Origin of the sequence: Mumia sp. zg.B21 (assembly GCF_019550855.1) — a bacterium.
In the GTDB taxonomy this organism is placed as follows: domain Bacteria; phylum Actinomycetota; class Actinomycetes; order Propionibacteriales; family Nocardioidaceae; genus Mumia.
The window spans coordinates 201,822-221,097 of the sequence record NZ_JAHWCJ010000001.1 but is presented as its reverse complement, the minus strand read 5'-3'; the positions used below and the strand labels follow the sequence as shown (position 1 = coordinate 221,097).

The window sequence follows — 19,276 nt, the reverse complement described above, 5'->3', positions numbered from 1 at the left end:
ACCACCACGGCCCGTCCGTGGCCGGAAGCCGGACTCGATGTCTCGCAGGCGGGAGACGCGCGCGGTGAGTCGTGCCGGCAGATGGCTACCTACACGGGTTCGAAGGCGCGCAGCTCCTCCGAGCCGCCGTGGACGATCACGCACGTCGACTCCGGGACCTCCCGCTACGCGCCGCGCAGGTCGCCGAGCAGCTCGGAGACCACGAGCCGGGTGTCGTCCGACAGTCCGTGCAGCGCCGGCGCAACCGATCGAACTGACGCCGCACCACACCGGCGAACCCGCCCGGTTCGTCCTCGAGCATCTCGGGAAAGCGGTGCTCCTGCCCCCGCCCGTCGACCGCCACCCAATAGCCCCCGGCCATCCTCCCTTCTTCGGGCGGGATTCCCTTGGAGCGTTCATCCTGCTCCTGGCTGATGGGAGGAAGCTCCGCGCGGATCGAGCACCACAGGCGCCCTCGGAACAGGACCGTGTGCTCCTCCCACAGCGCAGACCGTGTCGTCGCGAGGTCCTCCGTAGCCTGATCCCACCCGTGCTCGGAGACGTACCGGGCCCACTGGTCACTGGTCACATGGACCCACGTGGTGGGTTCGTCGAGCTGCTCAACCTCGATGGTCCCCGGACCGACCTCCCGCGCCACGACGGCCTCACCACTCAGATCGTCGAGCAGAGCGGCCCACCACTCGTCGCGCGTGGCGCCGTCGATGGCCGGAGGGAGTGTGCCCGCGACATCGGAGTCGCGATCGCGGACAAGACCGTAGATCCTCCCATCGAGCTCCCGGACGAGGTATGGCGCAAACACCGCCGGATCCTCATACCCGGCGTCGCTGCGCCACTGCCGATCGAACAGCACCTGCGACCGCACCTGCAGCGCCCCGTCCGCACCGCTCCCGTTGACCTCAACATCGACGTCGACGTCGTCGAACCCATCCTCGTTGGCGACCACACGGAGGCCCGAAACACGCCATTCGCTGCCGTACCCGGTGAATCGATCGATGCCGATTCCAGGGTCGTTCGCGTCGAAGATCCTCTGCAGCTGCGCCAGATAGGCGTCGTCGTCGATCACGGGGGCAGTCTGCACCCTCGATGTCCACCCGTCCACCATTCGGGTGGCTCGCCCGTTCCTCGAGCGCAGGCACTCGCGGCGCTGGTCAGCCGCCGGGGTCGAGCAGGTGACGGAGGTACCGCTCGGGCGTCTCGAGGTATGCACGCCAGTGGCGTACGAGCTCGAGCTCCTCCCAGCGAGCGTCCCGCAGACCCCAGGGACCGACCTCGATGATCCGCGCGGCGGGAAGCGAGGCGAGGACCGGCGAGTGAGTCGCGCACAGCACCTGTGCGCCCGAGCGCGTGAGGTCGTCGAGTCGCGCCATCAGCCCCAGCGTCGACGCGAAAGACAGCGCGGCCTCCGGCTCGTCGAGCACGTAGAAACCCGTTGAGTTGAAGCGTGCCTCGAGCACCGCGAGGAACGACTCCCCGTGACTCATCGCGTGGAAGTCCGGACCGCTGCCCGGGTTGTCCTCGAGGAACGTGTACCAGCCGTGCATCGTCTCTGCGCGCAGGAAGAAGCCCCACCGCCCTGATCCGATGCCTCGCTGCAGCAACAGCGAGCCGTGCAGATCTGACTCCGTACGGCGCGTCTGGTGATGCCCGTAGGCGGTGCCACCCTCAGGCGACAACCCGTACGCGACGGCGATGGCCTCGACGATCGTCGACTTGCCCGACCCGTTCTCACCCACGAGGAACGTCACGCCGGGTGCGAGGTCAAGGCCCTCGCTGAGAAGCTGCTTCACAGCGGGGATGTCGCCGGCCCAGTCGTCGGGCAGCGGCGCGCCCGGGTTCGCCGATACTCGTACCACCGGCTGCTGATCGAAGCTCACGCGACCACTGTCGCATCACGGCAAAGGCGAGACCGCACGCGAAGCATCGGAACGGCGATGTGTCGTGCATTCGGGATGGTCTACCCCGCCGGGCGGTGCCACCCTCCGTCTACCCCGCCCCACCACGCCTCCCACCCAGGTCGGACAGCTGCGCGCAGCGACAGCCCACCGCGATCTTTCGTGCCCGCTTCCTCGCCGCTTCGCGGTTCGGCAGCTCCAGGACGGCGAACCCGCCGCTGAGTTGCCGACGGAGGTCTGGCGAGAGGAACAGGTCGGCCACGCGGGTCGAACGAACCGACTACCTACGTTGCTCGCTCAGGTCTGGCAGGCTCGGCCACCGATGTGCAGCCCACATCAGCCATGAGCTGAAACCACGCGGCGGACTGGCAAGCGGACCATCGCCCAGCTCGTCGGCGGACGGGGGCTCGAAGACCGCAAGAGCTCGTTCGTGGTCCGACTCCTGCAGGTCGAAGGTGGTCTCCGGGTCGCTCTCCCATCGACCTGCGGCCCGGGCACGGCGCTCGGCGTCCGGCAGGTCGACGACGTGCATCTCGAACTGCGCGTCCGCATGCTCGGCAATCGCACGTACGGCCCATCGCTCGGCCGCCACCCAGCAACCGAAGTCCACGACGACCGACGCCCCGGCGCGAAGGACCTGGTGGGCCGTCCAGAGGAGCCGCCCCTCGAGGATGTCGCGCTTTCCGTCGGCCTCCGGGTCACCGAACAGCGGGATCATCCACTCGTCAGGGGTGAGGCGTACGGCTCGTGCAGTGTCTTCGAGGCCGCGAGCGACCGTGGTCTTGCCGACGCCAGGCAGCCCGACCATGAGGTGAAGGGTTGCTGTCGCGCTCACGGAGAAAGCCTGTCACGTCGCAAGCACGCAGACCCACGACTGACCCAGCCGGCCGCGAGCGACACCGATGATGGCCACCACGATGGGGCCTCTTGGGCGCGAAGGTCGTGGTGACGCCACCTACGAAGACGACCACAGCCAGCAGACCTGTGGCGATCCACAGCGACACGCACATGTCGAGGTTCATGTCACGAAGACACCGTGCGACCACTCGTTGTGACAGGACGGCTTCCTCGACGAACGAGCCGTACGCCGCCGATCAGCTCACGAGCGGATAGTCGCCGAAGCGACCCCATGCGATGAAGGCCGCAATCGCGAGATAGAACCCAGTGAGTGCCACGAGGGCTGGCTGCCCCAACCGGCCATGAGTGATCATCGCCCCGACCATGAGCACCACCCAACAGGCGGCAGTGACGGGGGCCAGCACTGGCGCGATACCGACGACGGCGGGAACGATCAGCCCCACGGCGGCCAGGAGCTCCACGACACCGAGCGTCTTGACGAAGCCGACGCTCGCATCAGCGGTCCATTCACCACCGCGCTGTGCAGTCAGCCTCTCCTTGGGGATGAAGGTCTTCGTGACTCCACCCACCACGGCGACCAGGGCCAGCAGGCCGGTGGCGATCCACAGCACCACGTTCATGTCGAGGTTCATGTCATGGAGACGCCGCGTGACCGCGTGCTGTGACACGAGGCGGCGCTCCTGCCCCGACCGAGTCGAGTGATGACTAATCCCGCCCTCCCCCGTCACACGTACGACGGGACACGAAAGAGGGAAGGATGACTCATGACTGCGGACACGCGGCTGAAGGAGATCGACGTGAGCAATCCGGGTGGGGGCGGTCTGAGCGCGCTCGACGAGCGGGACTTCTCCGGACTGGCGGAACGGCACCGGCGCGAGCTGCACGTGCACTGCTACCGGATGCTCGGGTCGTTCCAGGACGCTGAGGACACCGTCCAAGAGACGTTCCTCCGGGCCTGGCGACGGAGGGAGACCTTCGAAGGACGGTCCACGGTGCGCGCCTGGCTCTACAAGATCGCCACCAACGCCTGCCTGGACCTGCTCGCCAAGCGCCGCCCGGAGCCGGCGACCGGTGGCGAGGTGCTGTGGTTGCAGCCGTACCCGGACCGGCTGCTCGACGAGCTCTCCGCAGACGCCGCGGACGAGCCGGAGAGCGCCGCCGTCGCGCGGGAGACGATCGAGCTCGCGTACATCGTCGCCGTCCAGCACCTCGCACCGCGTCCGCGGGCCGTGTTGATCCTGCGTGACGTGCTCGGCTGGCCGGCGAAGGACGTCGCTGAGCTCCTCGGAGACTCGGTCAACTCCGTCAACAGCGCCTTGCAGCGTGCCCGAGCCGGCATGCGGGAGCATCTGCCCGCCGAACGTCAGGACTGGACCGGCGGTGAGGAAGACGCCGCGACACGCGAGCTGGTGCGCCGATTCACCGACGCGAGCGTGGCCACGGACGTCGCCACGCTCGCCACCATGCTGCGCGACGACGTGCGTTTCTCGATGCCGCCCACGCCCGGCCTGTGCATCGGCCGCGTGGCGGTGCTGAACGACTGGAGCGCGGACGGCTTCGAGAGCATGACGGGACTGCGCGCCCTCCCCACCGCAGCGAACCGGCAGCCCGCCGTTGCGTTCTACCACCGGCGCAAGCCGACGGGCGCCTACCTGCCGCTCACGATCGACGTCCTACGTATCAACGGCGGGGCGGTCACCGAGATCGTCACGTTCCACGCCGACCAGTTCCCGCTGCTCGGGCTCCCGGACCGCCTGCAGGCGGAGGGATGAGGCGCCTCGTCGGCGTCGGCGTGCTCGCGGCGCTCGGAGCCGTCGTCGTCACGACCCTGGCCGCCGCGCTCGCCCGCGCTGCCGGTGTCGACCTCGAGGTGTCCGAGGGTGAAGCGATCCCGCTGTCCGGGATCTCCGTCGTGACCAGCTTCTTCTCGCTCGTCGGCGTCGTGATCGCGGCCGCACTTCATCGGTGGAGCGCTCGCCCCACCGAACGGTTCGTGTGGACGGCCCTCGCGTTGACGGGGGTCTCCTTGATCCCGCCCGTCCTCGTCGAGGCAGACACCCCCACCACCGTCACCCTCATCGGCCTGCATCTCCTCGCGGCGGCGGTGATGATCCCGACCCTGGCGCGCGCCCTCAGCCGCGCGCCAGAGCCGGCACCGGTCAGCTGCCGGCGATGATCCCCGGCAGCGCAGCCTCGAACAGGTCGATGAACGTCGCAGCCGGCAGCACGTAGCTCTTCGGCTGGGCAGCAGCCGCGAGCTCGGCGCCCCACGCGGCGGCGCGCTCGCGCTGCAGCGGCGTCCCGTGGTGGCCGGGGCTGGCGAAGCTGCAGTCGCCCACTGTGTAGAAGCTCAGCAGCGCGTCGGTGACCCGCTTCTTGTTGAGGGCAAGGCCCTTCTTGTGGGTGCCGTAGTACGACGCCATGGCGTCAGCCATCAGCTCCGTACGGCGGGTGGCCTCCGACGGATCGGACGGCCCGGTGTCGAAGACGCCGAGCTCGAACTGCACATGGTGGGCGAACTCGTGCGCCATGATCACCCGCGGACCGACGTCGCCGAGACCGATGGCGTCGTACGCCTCGAGGATGCCGTCACCGAAGACCAGCTTGTCGGGGAGCGCCTTGAGGAAGGGATCGGTCTCGTCCTCGCCGCTGAAGGCAAAGGCGTTCAACGTCCAGAATGGATCGTCGTAGAAGTCGCCCTGCGCCTGCATGAAGGTGGCGACGGTCTCGGCCTCGCGCTGGATCTGCGCCGGCGTCAGCGGAGCGATCTGCCTGGTCGCGACCATGGCGGTCAGCGTGGCGGCGATGCGGTCGGCGTCGAGCAGCACGTCACCGTGCATGGCCATCAGCTGGATGTCGGCGGACTCGATGTCCCAGAAGCGCCGGAGGTCACGGAAGGTGTTCTGGAGCTGGTGCTCGTGGGACTCCAGCGCATAGTCCGGGTCACCGGTGGTTCCGAAGAAGAGCGCGTCGTAGGTGGGAACACTCGTCAGGACGTTGAGGTGGGCGGCCGCGAACCTGAGCTGCTCGGGCGTCCAGTCGGCGATCAGGCCGTCGACGTACGAGTCGAGCAAGGTGCTGCCGCACTCGCTGGGCGAGACGGCCCGCTCGAACGCGGCCTTGGCTGGGATCTCGACCAGGTCGCGGTCGGTTGATGTCGCGGTGGGCGTGGGGGCCGCGGTCGCGGTGGCGACCGGGCTGACCAGTCCCAGGGCCAGGAGAATCGTGGCGCCGAGCGCCACGAGCAAACGGGTGGATCTGTTCACGCGCGTCTCCTTGAGGTGAGACCCGGACGGCAACGCAGCCGGGTCGTGTGGTCCCGTCAACATAAGACGTCGCGGCGCGCTTGGCGAGAGGTACGAGGACGCCCGGTCAGGGCGAGGAGCGCACCTTGCGCAGGTGCACCCGCCCGTACGGATCGGCGGCGGCGATGCGGCTGATCTCGAAGCCGTGCCGGCGATAGAACGCGATGTTCTCGACCATCGTCTCGTGGGTGTAGAGCCGCACCTCCTCGTACCCGCGGCTCGCGGCCTGGGCCTCGGCCCACACCAGCATCGCCCGGCCCAGTCCGCGCGACTGCCGCGCAGGAGCGACCGCGATGTTCTCGATCAGGAGGTGGTCCCCCTGCCCGCGGGTGACCACGACGGCGGCGATCTCGCCGTCCTCGCGCACGACGTGGATGTCGCCGTCCGCGATCGCCCGCCCGTAGTCGGTGTTCATCGGTGCCGGCTCGCCACCGATGGCCTCGACGTACGGCGCGTACGCACTGCGCACCATCTGGCGGACGGCGCCTGCGTCCGCGGGCTCGGCGGGTACGGGTGTTACCTCAGGCACCGGCACCACGATCCTCCGTGCGACCCCGCGCCGCAACGAACCGGCCGGTCAGAACGGCGCGTGACCGTCGTCCCGCAGGGCCGCCTCCGTGATCACGAGGAGCATGACCAGGCCCGCGAGTACGGCGATCGCCGGGGCAGCCGTCTCGGTCCACGCGAGGCCGAGCACCAGCCCCACGACACCGAGCGCGGCCATGGCCAGACCGAGCCGGATGAACATCGGCGTGTGGAAAGCCCGGGCGAAGGGCAGGAAGTGCAGTCCGACGGCGAGCACGATGACGGCCGGAAGGACGCCGACCTTGTCCCCCGCGTCCAGCGCCATCTGTCCGACCTGGACCAGGGCGAGCATGCCGACGACGCTGGCCAGATAGATCCAGGGGGCACTGCCGCGGACCGGCTCGGGCTCGGGGAACCAGCGCGGCCTCACGAACACCGCCCAGACGTACGCCGCCAGGGCGCCCGCCCACAGGACCACCGCAACGATCGAGGCCGCCGACGACAGCTCGCCCCGGTTGGCATGGACGAACACGCTGGCGCCCGCGGCGCCGATGGTCGTGCCCCACACGCGCGGATCGCCCGTGCGCCGTAGCCCTCGATCGACGACACCTGCGGTCGTGACCGCCATCTGATCTCCCCATCGGCTCACGCGGGCCTCCCCCGCGACGCCCCATCATCCACTGCGTCAGAAGCCGGTCGCAACGCGCGCCGCGGGTCGGCGCCGCGGCCGGATCCGGTCCTTCTGAGGTTGCCGAATCCCGGTGGCGTCAGCGCCTCACGCGCGTCAGCGGGGTACGGTCGGCGTGGCAACGAGGGGAGGCGCGATGGGGATCGTCGACAACGCCGTGTACGTCAGTGGGGCACGCAAGGTGGAGCCGCCGACCCTCGAGGACACCTACGAGCTGTTGCGAGACGAGCACGGCATGGGCTGGATCGGCCTCTACCGTCCGTCACGCGAGGAGATCGACTCGGTCGCCGCGGAGTTCTCATTCCACGAGCTCGCGGTAGAGGACACGATCCGTGCTCACCAGCGCCCGAAGCTCGAGCGCTACGGCGACGTCCTCTTCACCGTCCTACGGCCGGCGCGTTATCTCGACGCCGAGGAGCGCGTGGAGTTCGGCGAGGTCCACGTCTTCACCGGAGCCGACTTCGTCGTCACGGTCCGGCACGCAGAGGCTCCGAACCTCGGACACGTCCGGAGTCGCCTCGAGGCAGCGCCGGACCTCCTCTCCCTCGGCCCGGAAGCCGTCCTGTACGCCATCTTCGACGAGGTCGTCGACGAGTACGGTCCGGTCGTCGACGGGTTGGAGAACGACATCGACGAGATCGAGTACCAGGTGTTCGCCGGCGACCCCGCGGTCTCGCGACGCATCTACGAGCTGTCTCGCGAGGTCATCGAGTTCCAACGCGCCACCCGCCCGCTCATCGGCATGCTCGACGCGCTGCGCAGCGGCTTCGAGAAGTACGAGGTCGACGAGGAGCTGCGACGCAACCTGCGCGACGTCGAGGACCACGTGATCCGGGTCGTCGAGCGGGTGGAGGGCTTCCGGCTGCTCCTCCAGAACATCCTCGCCGTCAACTCCACGCTCGTCGGCCAACGGCAGAACGAGGAGATGCAGCGTCTGACCGAGGCCAGCCTGCTCCAGAACGAGGAGGTCAAGCGCATCTCCTCGTGGGCGGCGATCCTCTTCGCGCCCACTCTCGTCGGCACGATCTACGGGATGAACTTCGAGCACATGCCCGAGCTCGGGTGGCTGTTCGGCTACCCCTTCGCCATCGCGCTGATGGCACTGGTGTGCGCGACGCTCTACGTCGTGTTCAAACGACGTGGCTGGCTCTAGCCGACGCCGATGAGTTTCGGCGCGGAGCCGGTCTCCTCTGCAGAGAGTCGACCCAGCCCCGCGAGGAGATCAGCATGACCGCCAGCTACACGTTCGACATCGTCTCCACCCTCGACGGCTTCGGTTCGTACGGAGAGGGTGGCGACTGGGGCGGCTACTGGGGCAAGCAGGGCCCTGAGTTCCTCGCCCACCGCCTCGCCCAGTACGAGGCCGAGCAGAGGATGGTCCTCGGCGCGAACACCTATCGGGAGTTCGTCGAGATCCTGGGCCCGAGCGCCGAGAGGACACCAGGGGCAGACCCGATCAACGACCGCATGGTGAGCATGCCGACGACCGTGGTCTCGTCGACCCTCACAGGACCGCTCGACTGGCCGAACGCGAGCGTCGCGAGCGGCGACGCCGTGGACGTCGTCGCCCGTCTCAAAGCGGAGTCCGACGTGCCGCTGCGCTCGCACGGCAGCCTGTCGATGAACCGCGCGCTGATGGCGGCCGGCCTCGTCGACCGCCTCCAGGTGACCCTCTTTCCCGTCATCAGCGGTCAGACGGGGACGGCCCCCATCTTCGGCGGCGCGGCCGACTTCGACCTCGAGCTGCTGGAGGCCCGTACCCTCGACGGCCGCACCCAGGAGCTCGTCTATCGACCGAGCCCGCACCGCTGACCCTGCCTCACCGGCCGGTCCGGATGCCGGTCTCGTCGTCGTGGTCGCCCCGCACCCAGGCGATGTGGCGGGCGGCGGAGTACGCGAGAACGGCCTTCGCGTCACCGTCGATCGGGTTGCCGAAGTTGCCGATGATGCGGTCGAAGTCGAGGGTGCTCAGCCGGTCGGCGATCGCCTGGACGACGGCCGCCGACAGCGGGATCTTGTTCGGATAGCTGCGCATGAAGCCCAGCGACCGCCGGTCGGGGTTCGGGAACACCGTGTCGCCGCTGAGCAGGAGTCCTCCCCCGCTGGCGTCGCCGGCCCAGTGAGCGACCGCCGCGCCAGCAAAGTGGCCGCCGACGCGATGGAGGGTCAGTCCCGGCGCCAGCGCGTGGTCGTCCTCCCAGAGCCCGATGCGCTCCGTACGACGTCCGACCCAGCCCTCGTCCGACGCGCACACCAGCACGGGAGCGTCGAGGGCGTCGCCCCACGCGGTCTGGACGCCGAACATGTGCGGGTGGCTGGCGGCGACCGCCAGCACGGGACCACGATCGAGGATCCGGGCGGCGGTCTCGTCGTCGACGTAGCCGGGCGGGTCCCATAGCAGCGATCCCTGCTCCGTCGTCACCAGCTGCGCGGTCTGACCGATCCCCACCTTCGGGTCGGTGGCGAGCTCGGCACGACCTGGCTCGCGGTCGGTCCAGACCAGTCGCTGGCCTGCCGCGCCGAGCTCCGCCGTCGTGGTCCAGCGCTGACCGTCGACCGGCACCCACTGGCGCTCGTCGGCACAGATCGGGCACACCTCGGGGAGCGGCTCGCTGTACTCGACGCCGCACGTCGCACAGATCTGCATCGCAACCTCCCTACAGTGAGGAGCATGAACGACTCCTCTGGTTCAGAGCGATCATGGCACTGCTGCTGGTGACAGGAGCGTCGACGGGGCTCGGACTCGCGACCGCCACGACTCTCGCATCGGGCGGGCACGACGTCGTGCTGCACGCCCGCAACGCCGACCGCATCGAGGACGTACGCGTCCTCGAGCAGATGTACGACGTCGTCTACGGCGACCTCTCACGCCGCGAGGAGACCGCCGAGGTCGCGCGACGGGCTGACGCGATCGGCCGGTTCGACGCCGTCGTCCACAACGCCGGCGTCATGCGCGGCGACGACGTCCTCACCGTGAACACAGTGGCACCGTTCGTCCTCACCGCGATCATGACACCGCCCAAGCGGGCGATCTTCCTCAGCAGCGGGCTGCACCACTCCGGCTCACCGCAACGTCTGGCTCCCGACTTCGCGCGGCCCGGCCGCACCTCGTACGGAGACAGCAAGCTCTTCGTCACAGCGTTGGCCCTGGCGCTGGCTCACCGCCTGCCGCAGACCCTGTCGCACGCCGTCGACCCCGGCTGGGTGCCGACCCGGATGGGTGGCCCGTCGGCGCCGGAGAGCCTGGAGGACGGTCACCGGACCCAGGTGTGGCTCGCGACCGCCGACACGGACTCGATCGACCCGCGCACGGGCGGCTACTGGTATCACCAGGCTGCGCAGGCGCCTCATCCCGCCGCGTCGGATCCCGGGTTCCAGGACGCGGTGGTCGACGCGCTCGAGGCCCGCACCGGCATCCCTCTCCCGGCCTGACCAGCCGCTAGATCCACCCCAGCTCGCGAGCCTTGAGCGCGGCCTCGTACCGGTTGGTGACCGCGAGCTTGGTCATCGCGGCCGAGAGGTAGTTGCGCGTCGTCCCGACGGCCAGGTGCGCACGTCGCGCGATCTCCTCGACCGACGCGCCGTCGAGCGCGAACTCGAGCACGTCCGCCTCGCGTGCGGTCAGTGGCGAGTCACCGGCGCTGATCGCCTCCGCCGCCAGCGACGGGTCGACATAGCGGCCACCCTGGTGGACCGTACGGATGACCGACGCGAGCGTCGCCGCGGAGCTCGTCTTGGGGACGAACCCGCGTACGCCGACCGACAGCGCCCGCTTGAGATATCCCGGACGCCCGTGGCTGGTCACGATGAGGATGCCGGCCTCGGGAGTGGTCTCCAGGACGCGCACCGCGGTCTCGATCCCGTCGAGCCCACCCATCTGCAGGTCGATCACCGCGACGCCGAGGGGCTCGCCGGAGCGTGCCCGCTGCTGCCAGACCGCGAGCAGCTCCTCCCCTGACTCCACGTGCGCGACGACGTCGAGGTCCGCCTCCAGGTCGAGCATCGTCGCGACCGCCGTACGGATCAGGGTCTCGTCATCAGCCAGGAGCACGGGAATCATCGGGTCGGCCACCGAACCTCCAGGACGTACTCGTCATCGCGTGCCACGGTCCGCATCGTCGCGCCCACGGCCGCCAGCCGCTCGGCCAGCCCCTGTTGCCCCGATCGCACCTCGGACACCGCACGCGGCGCGTCGTTGGTCAACGACATGCCGTCGGCTCCGAGCGCGAGCGTCGCGAGGGTAGCCGAGGAGTGCTTGACGATGTTGGTGGTCCCCTCCCGGACGACCCAGGCGGCGGCCTCATGGTAGGCGTCGGGCACGGCGGAGGCGTCACCCTCGACGACGAGCCGGCAACCGGCCGCCGACAGCAGGGACTGCGCGCCGGCGACCTCCGCGGCGAGACTGACCTCGCGGTATCCGTGCACCAGCGCCCTCATCTGCTCCATCGACTCGACGGCCAGCACCTTGACCTCCTCCATCTCGGTGGCGGCGCGCTCCTCCTCTCCCGCCCGCAGCAGCGTCGCGGCGAGCTCGCTCTTGACCGCGACCGCCGAGAACCCGCGGCCGACCACGTCGTGCAGGTCACGAGCGAACCGCAGTCGTTCCTCGGCGACCTGCAGCTGCGCCTCGACCGACCTGGCTCGCTCGAGGTCCTCGACGACGCGCAGCGCCCAGAGCGTCAGCACCGTGGTCCCTGTCATGAACACACCCGCCAGCGCCACACCCACCGCGACGCCGAGCATCCCGGCCGGCGAGGTGCCGTACGCCAACCCGGCGACGACGGCGAGCACCCCGACGGCCGGCCACCTCCAGCGCAGGAACGGGACGATCGCGACGGCGACCATGAGCACGGCGAGCACCCCGGTCGTACGCGCGTCGTCGACCGCGGTGTCGTCCGTGGAGGTGTGGACGACGACCGAGGCCACGGCACCGACGACGACCACGACCGACACGGCAGCACCCGCCATCCACCGCTGCACCGCCCTCGGCCAGTCGGCCAGCTCCGGACGTGCCTCGATCGCGACCGCGATCGCCAGGGCGACGACGATGATCCCGATCCGCGCCCACACCGTGCTCGCGACCAGGGCGGTCACCACGAGCACCACCCCGAGCGCCACCTCGAGGGTGAACCGGCTGTAGAGCCGGAACCGCTGCCAGTCGCTCAGCCCGCCCCACCACGAGGCGACGCGTGTCACCCGCGGTCGTCCCAACGAAAGCTCCGCTGCACGACCACGAGGGTGAGGACCGTCCATGCGACCAGTGTGGCAACCGGGCGCCCGAGCTCGCCGAAGGATGCCGCGAAGTCCACCACGTCGGCATCCGTGGCGGCCAGCGGCCGACCGAGCGCTCCGACCGAGACGAGGTCGGAGACCGCGGCGAACGGCGTCCAGTCGACGACCGCGGCGATGTTGTCGGGGAAGACGCTGCGCAGGCTTCCCAGGCCGGCCGTGGCGAGCGCGATGACCGGCAGCGAGGTGATCTGCGCGGCCTCGGCGTTCTTGGTGTGTGCTGCCGTGACCAGCGCGAGCAGCGCGAACACGACGAGGCCGCCGACCAGACCGAGGACCATCGCCAGCGCGTTCACCGGCATCGGTGCGCCGGTGGCGTAGACGACGACGGCGACGGCTCCCGCGCCGGCGAACGCGAGCAGCGCGCCAGGCACCGCGGGTGCCGACATGATCTGCCAGTCGGCGGCCTCTCCGGTCCGCAGCCGCTTGAGCACCCCCTCGCCGCGCCGGGTGGTGACCATCGACAGCACCGAGTAGTACTGCACGAAGACCAGGGTGATGAAGGCGACCATCTCGAGGGCGGTCGCCGCCAGCTCGGGTGTGCTTCCGCCCGTCCGGCGGCCCACGACGTACGGCAGCAGGGGGATCGCGATCGGGAACGCGGTCCCCATGAACATCAGGGTCCGGTTCCTCCGGAACTGGAGATACTCCGCCTTCGCCAGCGCGAGCAGAGGTCGCGTACGGCTCTGCACCGTGGCAGGGGTGGTCGCGGTCGTAGTCATGCCGTTGCTCCCATCGGTACGGCGGCGGTCGCGGAGGTGCGTTCGCCCTGGGCGATACGGAGGAAGACGGACTCGAGCGAGGCGGCGCGCGCATCCAGCCCGGTGAGCCGCAGCCGCTGATCATCGGCCCACTCCAACAGCTCCGACAGGTGACGTTGCAGGTCCGGGGTGGTGATCGTGACGCGAGCCCCTGCATCCACTGTCGCGTCGCGCAGCGGAGGCAGGGCCAGGCCGGGGTGATCGAACCGGATCGTGGCCGGCTCGGAGTCGACGATCTCGCGCAGCGTGCCGCTCGTGACGATCGCGCCGTGGTGCATGATGGCGATCCGGTCGGCCAGCGCCTCGGCCTCGTCGAGGTAGTGCGTCGTGAGCACCATCGTCACCCCCGCCGCCTTGAGGTCGGACAGCAGCTGCCACGTCCCCCGACGGCTCTCCGGGTCGAGTCCCGTGGTCGGCTCGTCGAGGAACAGCAGCTGCGGCTGCCCGAGCAACGCGCAGGCCAGGTCGACGCGGCGGCGCTCACCCCCGGAGAGCGCCGCCACGCGTACCCCGGCGCGGTCGGTCAGCCCGACCCGTTCGAGGACGTCGTCCACCGTCGTCGGCGTGCTGCACGTCCCGCGCCACATCTCCAGCGTCTCGGCGACGGTCAGCTCGGCGGGGAGCCCGCCGGACTGGAGCATCGTCCCCACGTACGGCCGGATCTGCCGCCGGTCACGGACGGGGTCGCGCCCGAAGACCCGCACCTCCCCCGCCGTCGGCTCCGCCAACCCCTCCAGCACGTCGAAGGTCGACGTCTTCCCGGCACCGTTGGTCCCCAGCAGCGCGAACACCTCACCCTCGGCAACCTCGAGATCGATCCCGCGGACCGCTTCGAAGACGGATCTCCCCTCGCCGTACACGCGCCGGAGCCCGCGCACCGCGATCACCGGATCACGGTGCTCGGTCCTGGTTGTTCTCAGGTCTTCGCTCATGTCTCCACCCTGCCGGGGCGGGGACACCGCCAGTAGTGCCCGATGTCACCGGTGCGTGTGGAGAGGCAATGCCTGAGCCATGACGAATGTCATCGGCGGCCGGTTCTCTCGGTCGACGCCCTGCGGACGACTCTCCACGCGTCGCGGTGGTCCGGTGCCGGGTCACCGAGCGCGGCGGTGGCGCAGGCGACGCCTTGCTCGCGCAGCGACTGGGCCACCGTCGTGAGCTCGCGCTCTCGAGCGGCGTCGGAGTCGTCCCAGCCGCTGATCCGCACCGTGCCGGGGATGGCCTCGAGCGCGCCGACCGCGAGCTGGTCGCTCATCGCGGCGACAGCGTCGATGTCTGGTGCCACGTCGAGCATCTGCCGCATGACCGATCGGGCGTCGCCCGGGTCGTTCGTCCGGCACACACCCACGAGCACGTCGGACCACGCGATCCCGCGGTCGTCGGCCGCGTCGCGGTATCCGGCCAACCGGTCACGGGTCACGGGGTACGCGACGGTCGTCGGGTCAAGTCCGGGGGCCAGGAAGGTCTCCCGCTGGCGGTCCACGGGAAGGCTCAGCACCGCAGGACGCCAAGCAGTCGCGAACACGGCTGCCCCCACCTCTCGCGCGGCGGCATGGTTGTCGATGCCGATCAGCGTCGCACCCTCGAGGCTCGGCCCTCCGTGGACGACGACGGCACGTCGCGTGCTGCGGGCCGCCTCCAGGATCGGGTCGTCGGCGGTGGTCGTCCACACCACGTACGCGTCGACGGCCGCACCGACCACCCGGTCTCGGTCGCCCTCCCCCGTACCCGTCGGCACGATCTGGAGACCGTACCCGCGCTCGGCGCACACCTCGGCGACGCCGGCCAGGAAGGCGACGGCCTGGGGGTCGTCGAAGGCGTACGTCAGGTGCTCGCCGAGCACCACGCCGAGGGTCTGCGTGGCGCCGTACCGGAGAGAGCGCGCGCTGGGGTCCGGACCGGGATAGCCCAGCGTCGCCGCGGCGTCGAGGACCTTGGCCCGGCTCTCTTCCGACACGCGGTCCGGGCGGTTGTAGGTGTAGGACACCGTCATCGGGGACACCCCCGCGACGCGGGCCACGTCGGTCATCGTGACGCGTCGCGACGAGGACGGGCGAGATGACGGTTGCATGACGTCACTCTATCTGTGTAGCGTTACACAATGACCAGCGAGACCTCCTTCAGCAGGGACGCCTCGACCGCCCTCTCCTACTCCGCGCTGCTGTGCTTCGCGTTCTGGAACTACGGCTACGGCCCCGCGCTCTCGTTGCTGCGAGACGAGCTGCACTTCTCCTACACGATGCTCGGCGTGCACACCGCGGTCTGGTCCATCGGCACCGTGATGACCGGCATCACCTTCCCCCTCGCGGCCCGAAGGCTGTCCCGTGCCGCGCTCCTGTGGGGCTCGGCCGCGCTCGCCACCCTCGGCGCCCTCGCCTTCGTGGCGGGATCGACCACGTCACTGACCCTGCTCGGCGGCTGGGTCCTGGGGCTCGGCGGGACGACACTGCTCGCGACGATCCAGGGGATCCTGTCCGACCGCCACGGCGCACGTCGGGACCGCGCACTCACCGAGGCCAACATCGGCGCCGCCGCGTGCGCCGTGGTCGCACCCCTCGCCCTCGGCGCACTGGCTGTGGGCCCGCTCGGCTGGAGAGTCGCGTACCTCCTCCCCGCGGTCGGGCTCGGGTGGCTCGTCCTGCGGTATCGACGGCAGCCGATGCCCACACCGTCGGACCGGCGCACCGTACGGCGGGACGGCCGCCTGCCGCTCGCCTGCTGGTTGTTCGCCGGCCTTGCCGCAGGCGGCATGGGCGTGGAGTTCTGCCTCGTCTACTTCGGCGCGGAGCAGCTCCGAGCCATCGGCCTGACGGCGACGACTGCGACCTTCGCGATGAGCAGCCACTTCCTCGGGCTGCTCGTCGGTCGACTCCTCGGGGCGACGGCGACACGGCGCCCCGGCCGTACCGTTCCCCTGCTCCACCTCTCGCTCGTGACGACCACCGGCGGCTTCCTGCTCTTCTGGCTGGGCACGGCAACGCTGGCGGTCGTCCTCGGCCTGTTCGTCGCGGGCCTCGGCATCGCCAACCTGTATCCGCTCTCGGTCGCGCTCAGCCTCGGCGCCGCGGACGGGCACGAGGACCGTGCGAACTCCCTCTCCCAGCTGCTCGGGGGCCTGGTGGTCATCACCGCTCCGTACCTGCTCGGCACCGTCGCCGACCGCTTCGGCCTCACCACGGCATTCGCGATCGAGCCCGTGCTCATCGCCGCGTGCCTCGCGCTGCTGCTCGCCGGGCTCCGGGCGGGCTCGCACGCCGCGTCGCGGTAGCGACGACAGTCGGCCTCGACTATTCACACTGTGTATTCATTCTGTGTATAGTCCTCGCCATGACACTGGCACACGCGCTCCTCGGCGTCCTGAGCGAGGGGCCAGAGCACGGGTACGACCTCAAGCGCGCGTACGACGAACGCTTCCCTGCAACGAAACCCCTCGCGTACGGCCAGGTCTACGCGGCTCTGGCATCGATGGAGAAGCGCGGGGAGGTCGAGCAGCTCGAGACGATGCCCGGCAACGGTCCCGAGCGCACCGTCTACGCGATCACCGACGTCGGGCGTACGGCACTCGACCGATGGCTGGGGCAGACCGAGCCCGCCGGGCAGTACGCCGCGATCGACCTGGTTCGCAAGACCGTGACCGCGTTGCGCCTGGGCGGTGACGCGGCCGGGTTCCTGCAGCGCCAACGTGCCGATCATCTCGAAGCCATGCGGCGACTGCGTCACCAGATCGCCGAGACCGACGAGCTCGCGCAGCGCATCGCGCTCGACCACACCCTGACCCACCTCGACGCCGACCTCCAGTGGCTCGAGGCATCCCGACTCCGCATCGTCGAGAGGACCCGCAGATGACCACTCCCCCGACCGTGGAGGCGACCAACCTCCACAAGGCGTTCGGGCCCACACCCGCTCTGCGGGGTGCCTCGCTCCGCGTCGCCGACGGAGAGTCCGTCGCCATCACCGGCCCGTCAGGCTCAGGCAAGTCCACGCTGCTGTTGTGCTTGGCCGGCGTGCTCACACCCGAGACCGGCACGGTGAACATGCTCGGCACCGACCTCGACCAGCTGAGCGCCACGGCGAGGACGCGGCTGCGACGCCGTGAGATTGGTCTGGTTCTCCAGTTCGGTCAGCTCGTCCCGGAGCTGACCGCGACCGAGAACGTCGGACTTCCTCTCCTGCTGGAGGAGAAGAACCGCGCGGCAGCGACGACGATCGCCCTCGACTGGCTCGACCGGCTGGGCGTCGGGGCGGTCGCCGACCAGCGCCCGGGAGAGCTGTCCGGCGGGCAGCAGCAACGTGTCGCGATCGCGCGCGCACTCGTCACCGCCCCGCGGTTGATCCTCGCCGACGAGCCGACGGGAGCCCTGGACTCCGTCTCCGCCGAGTCTGTTCTCGACCTGCTCGTCACCACAGCTCGCGACACCGGAGCCAGCCTCGTGATCGTCACGCACGACAACCGGGTCGCCGCAGCGGCCGACCGCGACGTGGTGCTCCGCGACGGGGCAGTCGAGCGTCTGGTCGATCAGGCATGAGACCGCCCGCGCTGGCGGTGGTCGCGGCTGCCGGACGCGCACGACCAGCCATGCTCGCACTCGTCACAGCTCCGGTGGTGGCGCTGCTGCTGATCGCGGCCTCGATTGCGCGGATCGATCCGAGGGCCGATGCGTCCTGGGTGTCGTACGGTCCCACCGAGCACGGGTTCTCGAACGGCGGTGGGGAGGTGCTGCTGGCACCGCTCACCGATCCCGGCACGCGAGGTGGAGTCCTGTTCGCGATCCTCCTCATGACGGTGCCCCTGCTCGTCCTCCTGCGGCAGGCCGTACGCCTGGGGTCGTCAGCACGTGACCGCCGTTACGCCTCGCTGCAGGTGGCGGGGGCAACGCGACAGGACCTTGTCAGGTGGGCAGCTCTCGAGGTCGTTGGGCCCACCGCGGTGGGTGTGGTGCTCGGGTTCGGCCTCTGGCAGCTGTCGCGGTACACCCTCGGCTGGCCACGCTTCGACCCCGGAGGTGCCGGCGGGCTCGTCCCCACTGAGACAGGCCCGGCGTGGTGGGCCCTCATCATCGTCCTGCTGGTGATAACCGATGCGGCTGTCGTCGGAGCGCGCGCAGGCGGGCGCTCGGCAGACGCCTGGTTCGCCTCGAAGGCCCTGCCACGCCCGCCCGGCATCTGGCGGCCGGTCATGCTGCTCCTCGTGGTGGTCGCCGTCCCCGTTCTCTCCCTTGCGCTCTTCGTCGAGACCGGCATCGACTCTCAGGTCGTGATGATCCCCGTGATCGCGCTGTTGATCGTCGCGCTCGCCGCGTTTGCCCCCTGGTTCGGCTGGAGGATCGCTCGTGCGGTCGCGGTCCGGACGAACCGAGTCGAGACGCTCCTCGCCGCGCGGCGTCTGTCTGCCGATCCGCGACCGGCAGCTCGCGCAGCCGCGACCGCCGGCGCTGCCGCCCTTGCCTGCAGCGTCGCCATCGGTCTCGGGATCGACACTCGGGCCGGCGGCAACGTAGACACCAGCTTCACCGTCGCGCTGCTCGCATGCCTGGCAGCGATCGTCGCGTCGATGGGCATCATCGCCATCGCGATCGTCGTCCGATCAGCTGAGGCCGTCGCCGAACGGCGGCGCGAGATCTCCTCCCTGGTTGCGACCGGCGTGCCTGCCGAGGTCGTCACGTCTTCGCTGGCGGTGGAGGCACGTCTCGTCGCGCTGCCGGTGACCGTCGTCGGCGCTGTCATCGGCACCCTCTCGATCGCCGCGCTCAGCAGCGACAGCGGTGCTGGCGTCGCCACGCTCGTCGGACTCGTCGCGACGATCGGCCTCATGGTCCTCGCGCTCCACCTCGCGAACCGCCTGACCCGCAGCGTCGTACGAGGTGCCCTCACGGCGGAGAACCTGCGAACGGAGTAGTCCTTGACCTCGAGCGAGGTTGAAGTCCTAGCGTCGGTCGAGACATCGGCGACTCGTAGGAA

Annotated in this window: 22 protein-coding genes; 9 read left to right on the top strand and 13 right to left on the bottom strand. The window is 70.0% G+C overall.

The annotated features are described in order from the left end of the window. Positions 1-136: 136 nt before the first annotated feature. From KV100_RS01225 to KV100_RS01210, 4 genes are all read right to left on the bottom strand, one after another. On the bottom strand, positions 137-1,063 hold the full coding sequence (locus tag KV100_RS01225; RefSeq protein ID WP_220341095.1) for a hypothetical protein: 927 nt from the start codon (positions 1,061-1,063) through the stop codon (positions 137-139). 85 nt (positions 1,064-1,148) lie between these two features. Next, positions 1,149-1,874, bottom strand: a complete 726-nt coding sequence (locus KV100_RS01220) for an AAA family ATPase (RefSeq protein ID WP_220341094.1) — start codon at positions 1,872-1,874, stop codon at positions 1,149-1,151. Between the two features lie 298 nt (positions 1,875-2,172). After that, positions 2,173-2,727, bottom strand: coding sequence for an ATP-binding protein (locus KV100_RS01215; protein ID WP_220341093.1), 555 nt, complete (start codon positions 2,725-2,727; stop codon positions 2,173-2,175). Between the two features lie 259 nt (positions 2,728-2,986). Further along, positions 2,987-3,382 (bottom strand): DoxX family protein, encoded by a 396-nt coding sequence (locus tag KV100_RS01210; RefSeq protein ID WP_255565885.1) that lies wholly within the window; start codon positions 3,380-3,382, stop codon positions 2,987-2,989. 132 nt (positions 3,383-3,514) lie between these two features. Here KV100_RS01210 and KV100_RS01205 point away from each other — a divergent pair, with 132 nt between their 5' ends. After that, a complete protein-coding gene (locus KV100_RS01205; protein ID WP_220341092.1) occupies positions 3,515-4,522 on the top strand; it encodes an RNA polymerase subunit sigma-70 in 1,008 nt (335 codons plus the stop codon). Next, entirely contained in the window at positions 4,519-4,926 is a 408-nt protein-coding gene (locus tag KV100_RS01200; protein WP_220341091.1) for a DUF6069 family protein, read from the top strand. Before KV100_RS01205 ends, KV100_RS01200 begins: the two co-directional genes overlap by 4 nt. Here KV100_RS01200 and KV100_RS01195 read toward each other — a convergent pair. The 3 genes from KV100_RS01195 to KV100_RS01185 all read right to left on the bottom strand — a co-directional run bounded on the left by KV100_RS01195 (position 4,910) and on the right by KV100_RS01185 (position 7,229). Next, positions 4,910-6,016, bottom strand: coding sequence for a neutral zinc metallopeptidase (locus tag KV100_RS01195; RefSeq protein WP_220341090.1), 1,107 nt, complete (start codon positions 6,014-6,016; stop codon positions 4,910-4,912). The two genes, KV100_RS01200 and KV100_RS01195, sit on opposite strands and share 17 nt — an antisense overlap. A 106-nt stretch (positions 6,017-6,122) precedes the next feature. Beyond that, complete coding sequence (locus KV100_RS01190; RefSeq protein ID WP_220341089.1) at positions 6,123-6,584, bottom strand: GNAT family N-acetyltransferase; 462 nt, start codon at positions 6,582-6,584, stop codon at positions 6,123-6,125. Between the two features lie 48 nt (positions 6,585-6,632). After that, positions 6,633-7,229 (bottom strand): hypothetical protein, encoded by a 597-nt coding sequence (locus tag KV100_RS01185; RefSeq protein WP_220341088.1) that lies wholly within the window; start codon positions 7,227-7,229, stop codon positions 6,633-6,635. A gap of 175 nt (positions 7,230-7,404) precedes the next feature. On the opposite strand from KV100_RS01185, the gene KV100_RS01180 reads away from it, so the two are divergent. Together KV100_RS01180 and KV100_RS01175 are read left to right on the top strand one after the other, a co-directional pair. Further along, on the top strand, positions 7,405-8,421 hold the full coding sequence (locus KV100_RS01180; protein WP_220341087.1) for a magnesium and cobalt transport protein CorA: 1,017 nt from the start codon (positions 7,405-7,407) through the stop codon (positions 8,419-8,421). Positions 8,422-8,495: 74 nt separating this feature from the next. After that, on the top strand, positions 8,496-9,080 hold the full coding sequence (locus tag KV100_RS01175; protein WP_220341086.1) for a dihydrofolate reductase family protein: 585 nt from the start codon (positions 8,496-8,498) through the stop codon (positions 9,078-9,080). A 7-nt stretch (positions 9,081-9,087) separates the two neighbouring features. Here the strand turns inward: KV100_RS01175 and KV100_RS01170 are convergent, their stop codons facing one another. Further along, positions 9,088-9,915, bottom strand: a complete 828-nt coding sequence (locus KV100_RS01170; protein ID WP_220341085.1) for a hydrolase — start codon at positions 9,913-9,915, stop codon at positions 9,088-9,090. 53 nt (positions 9,916-9,968) lie between these two features. Between KV100_RS01170 and KV100_RS01165 the strand changes: the two genes are divergently transcribed. After that, complete coding sequence (locus tag KV100_RS01165; protein ID WP_220341084.1) at positions 9,969-10,700, top strand: SDR family NAD(P)-dependent oxidoreductase; 732 nt, start codon at positions 9,969-9,971, stop codon at positions 10,698-10,700. Between the two features lie 7 nt (positions 10,701-10,707). Here the strand turns inward: KV100_RS01165 and KV100_RS01160 are convergent, their stop codons facing one another. From KV100_RS01160 to KV100_RS01140, 5 genes are all read right to left on the bottom strand, one after another. Further along, entirely contained in the window at positions 10,708-11,328 is a 621-nt protein-coding gene (locus KV100_RS01160) for a DNA-binding response regulator (RefSeq protein ID WP_220342446.1), read from the bottom strand. Further along, positions 11,325-12,464: a histidine kinase gene (locus tag KV100_RS19975; protein WP_220341083.1), complete on the bottom strand. Its 1,140-nt coding sequence runs from the start codon at positions 12,462-12,464 to the stop codon at positions 11,325-11,327. The genes KV100_RS01160 and KV100_RS19975 overlap by 4 nt, the downstream gene beginning before the upstream one ends. Next, positions 12,461-13,279 carry an ABC transporter permease gene (locus KV100_RS01150; RefSeq protein ID WP_220341082.1) on the bottom strand — a complete coding sequence of 273 codons (819 nt, stop codon included), beginning with the start codon at positions 13,277-13,279 and terminating at the stop codon, positions 12,461-12,463. Before KV100_RS01150 ends, KV100_RS19975 begins: the two co-directional genes overlap by 4 nt. Beyond that, the gene (locus KV100_RS01145) at positions 13,276-14,250 is read right to left on the bottom strand and encodes an ABC transporter ATP-binding protein (protein ID WP_220341081.1); all 975 of its coding nucleotides are present in this window, start codon (positions 14,248-14,250) and stop codon (positions 13,276-13,278) included. The genes KV100_RS01150 and KV100_RS01145 overlap by 4 nt, the downstream gene beginning before the upstream one ends. 89 nt (positions 14,251-14,339) lie before the next feature. After that, positions 14,340-15,389 carry a LacI family DNA-binding transcriptional regulator gene (locus KV100_RS01140; protein WP_220341080.1) on the bottom strand — a complete coding sequence of 350 codons (1,050 nt, stop codon included), beginning with the start codon at positions 15,387-15,389 and terminating at the stop codon, positions 14,340-14,342. 30 nt (positions 15,390-15,419) lie between these two features. On the opposite strand from KV100_RS01140, the gene KV100_RS01135 reads away from it, so the two are divergent. Genes KV100_RS01135 through KV100_RS01120 form a run of 4 tightly spaced genes read left to right on the top strand, consistent with a single transcriptional unit; the run spans position 15,420 to position 19,214 of the window. Then, positions 15,420-16,586, top strand: coding sequence for a sugar MFS transporter (locus tag KV100_RS01135; RefSeq protein ID WP_220341079.1), 1,167 nt, complete (start codon positions 15,420-15,422; stop codon positions 16,584-16,586). Positions 16,587-16,645: 59 nt separating this feature from the next. Then, positions 16,646-17,164, top strand: coding sequence for a PadR family transcriptional regulator (locus tag KV100_RS01130; protein WP_220341078.1), 519 nt, complete (start codon positions 16,646-16,648; stop codon positions 17,162-17,164). After that, a complete protein-coding gene (locus KV100_RS01125) occupies positions 17,161-17,844 on the top strand; it encodes an ABC transporter ATP-binding protein (protein ID WP_220341077.1) in 684 nt (227 codons plus the stop codon). Before KV100_RS01130 ends, KV100_RS01125 begins: the two co-directional genes overlap by 4 nt. Next, positions 17,841-19,214 carry a hypothetical protein gene (locus tag KV100_RS01120; RefSeq protein WP_220341076.1) on the top strand — a complete coding sequence of 458 codons (1,374 nt, stop codon included), beginning with the start codon at positions 17,841-17,843 and terminating at the stop codon, positions 19,212-19,214. The genes KV100_RS01125 and KV100_RS01120 overlap by 4 nt, the downstream gene beginning before the upstream one ends. The last annotated feature ends 62 nt before the right edge of the window (positions 19,215-19,276 follow it).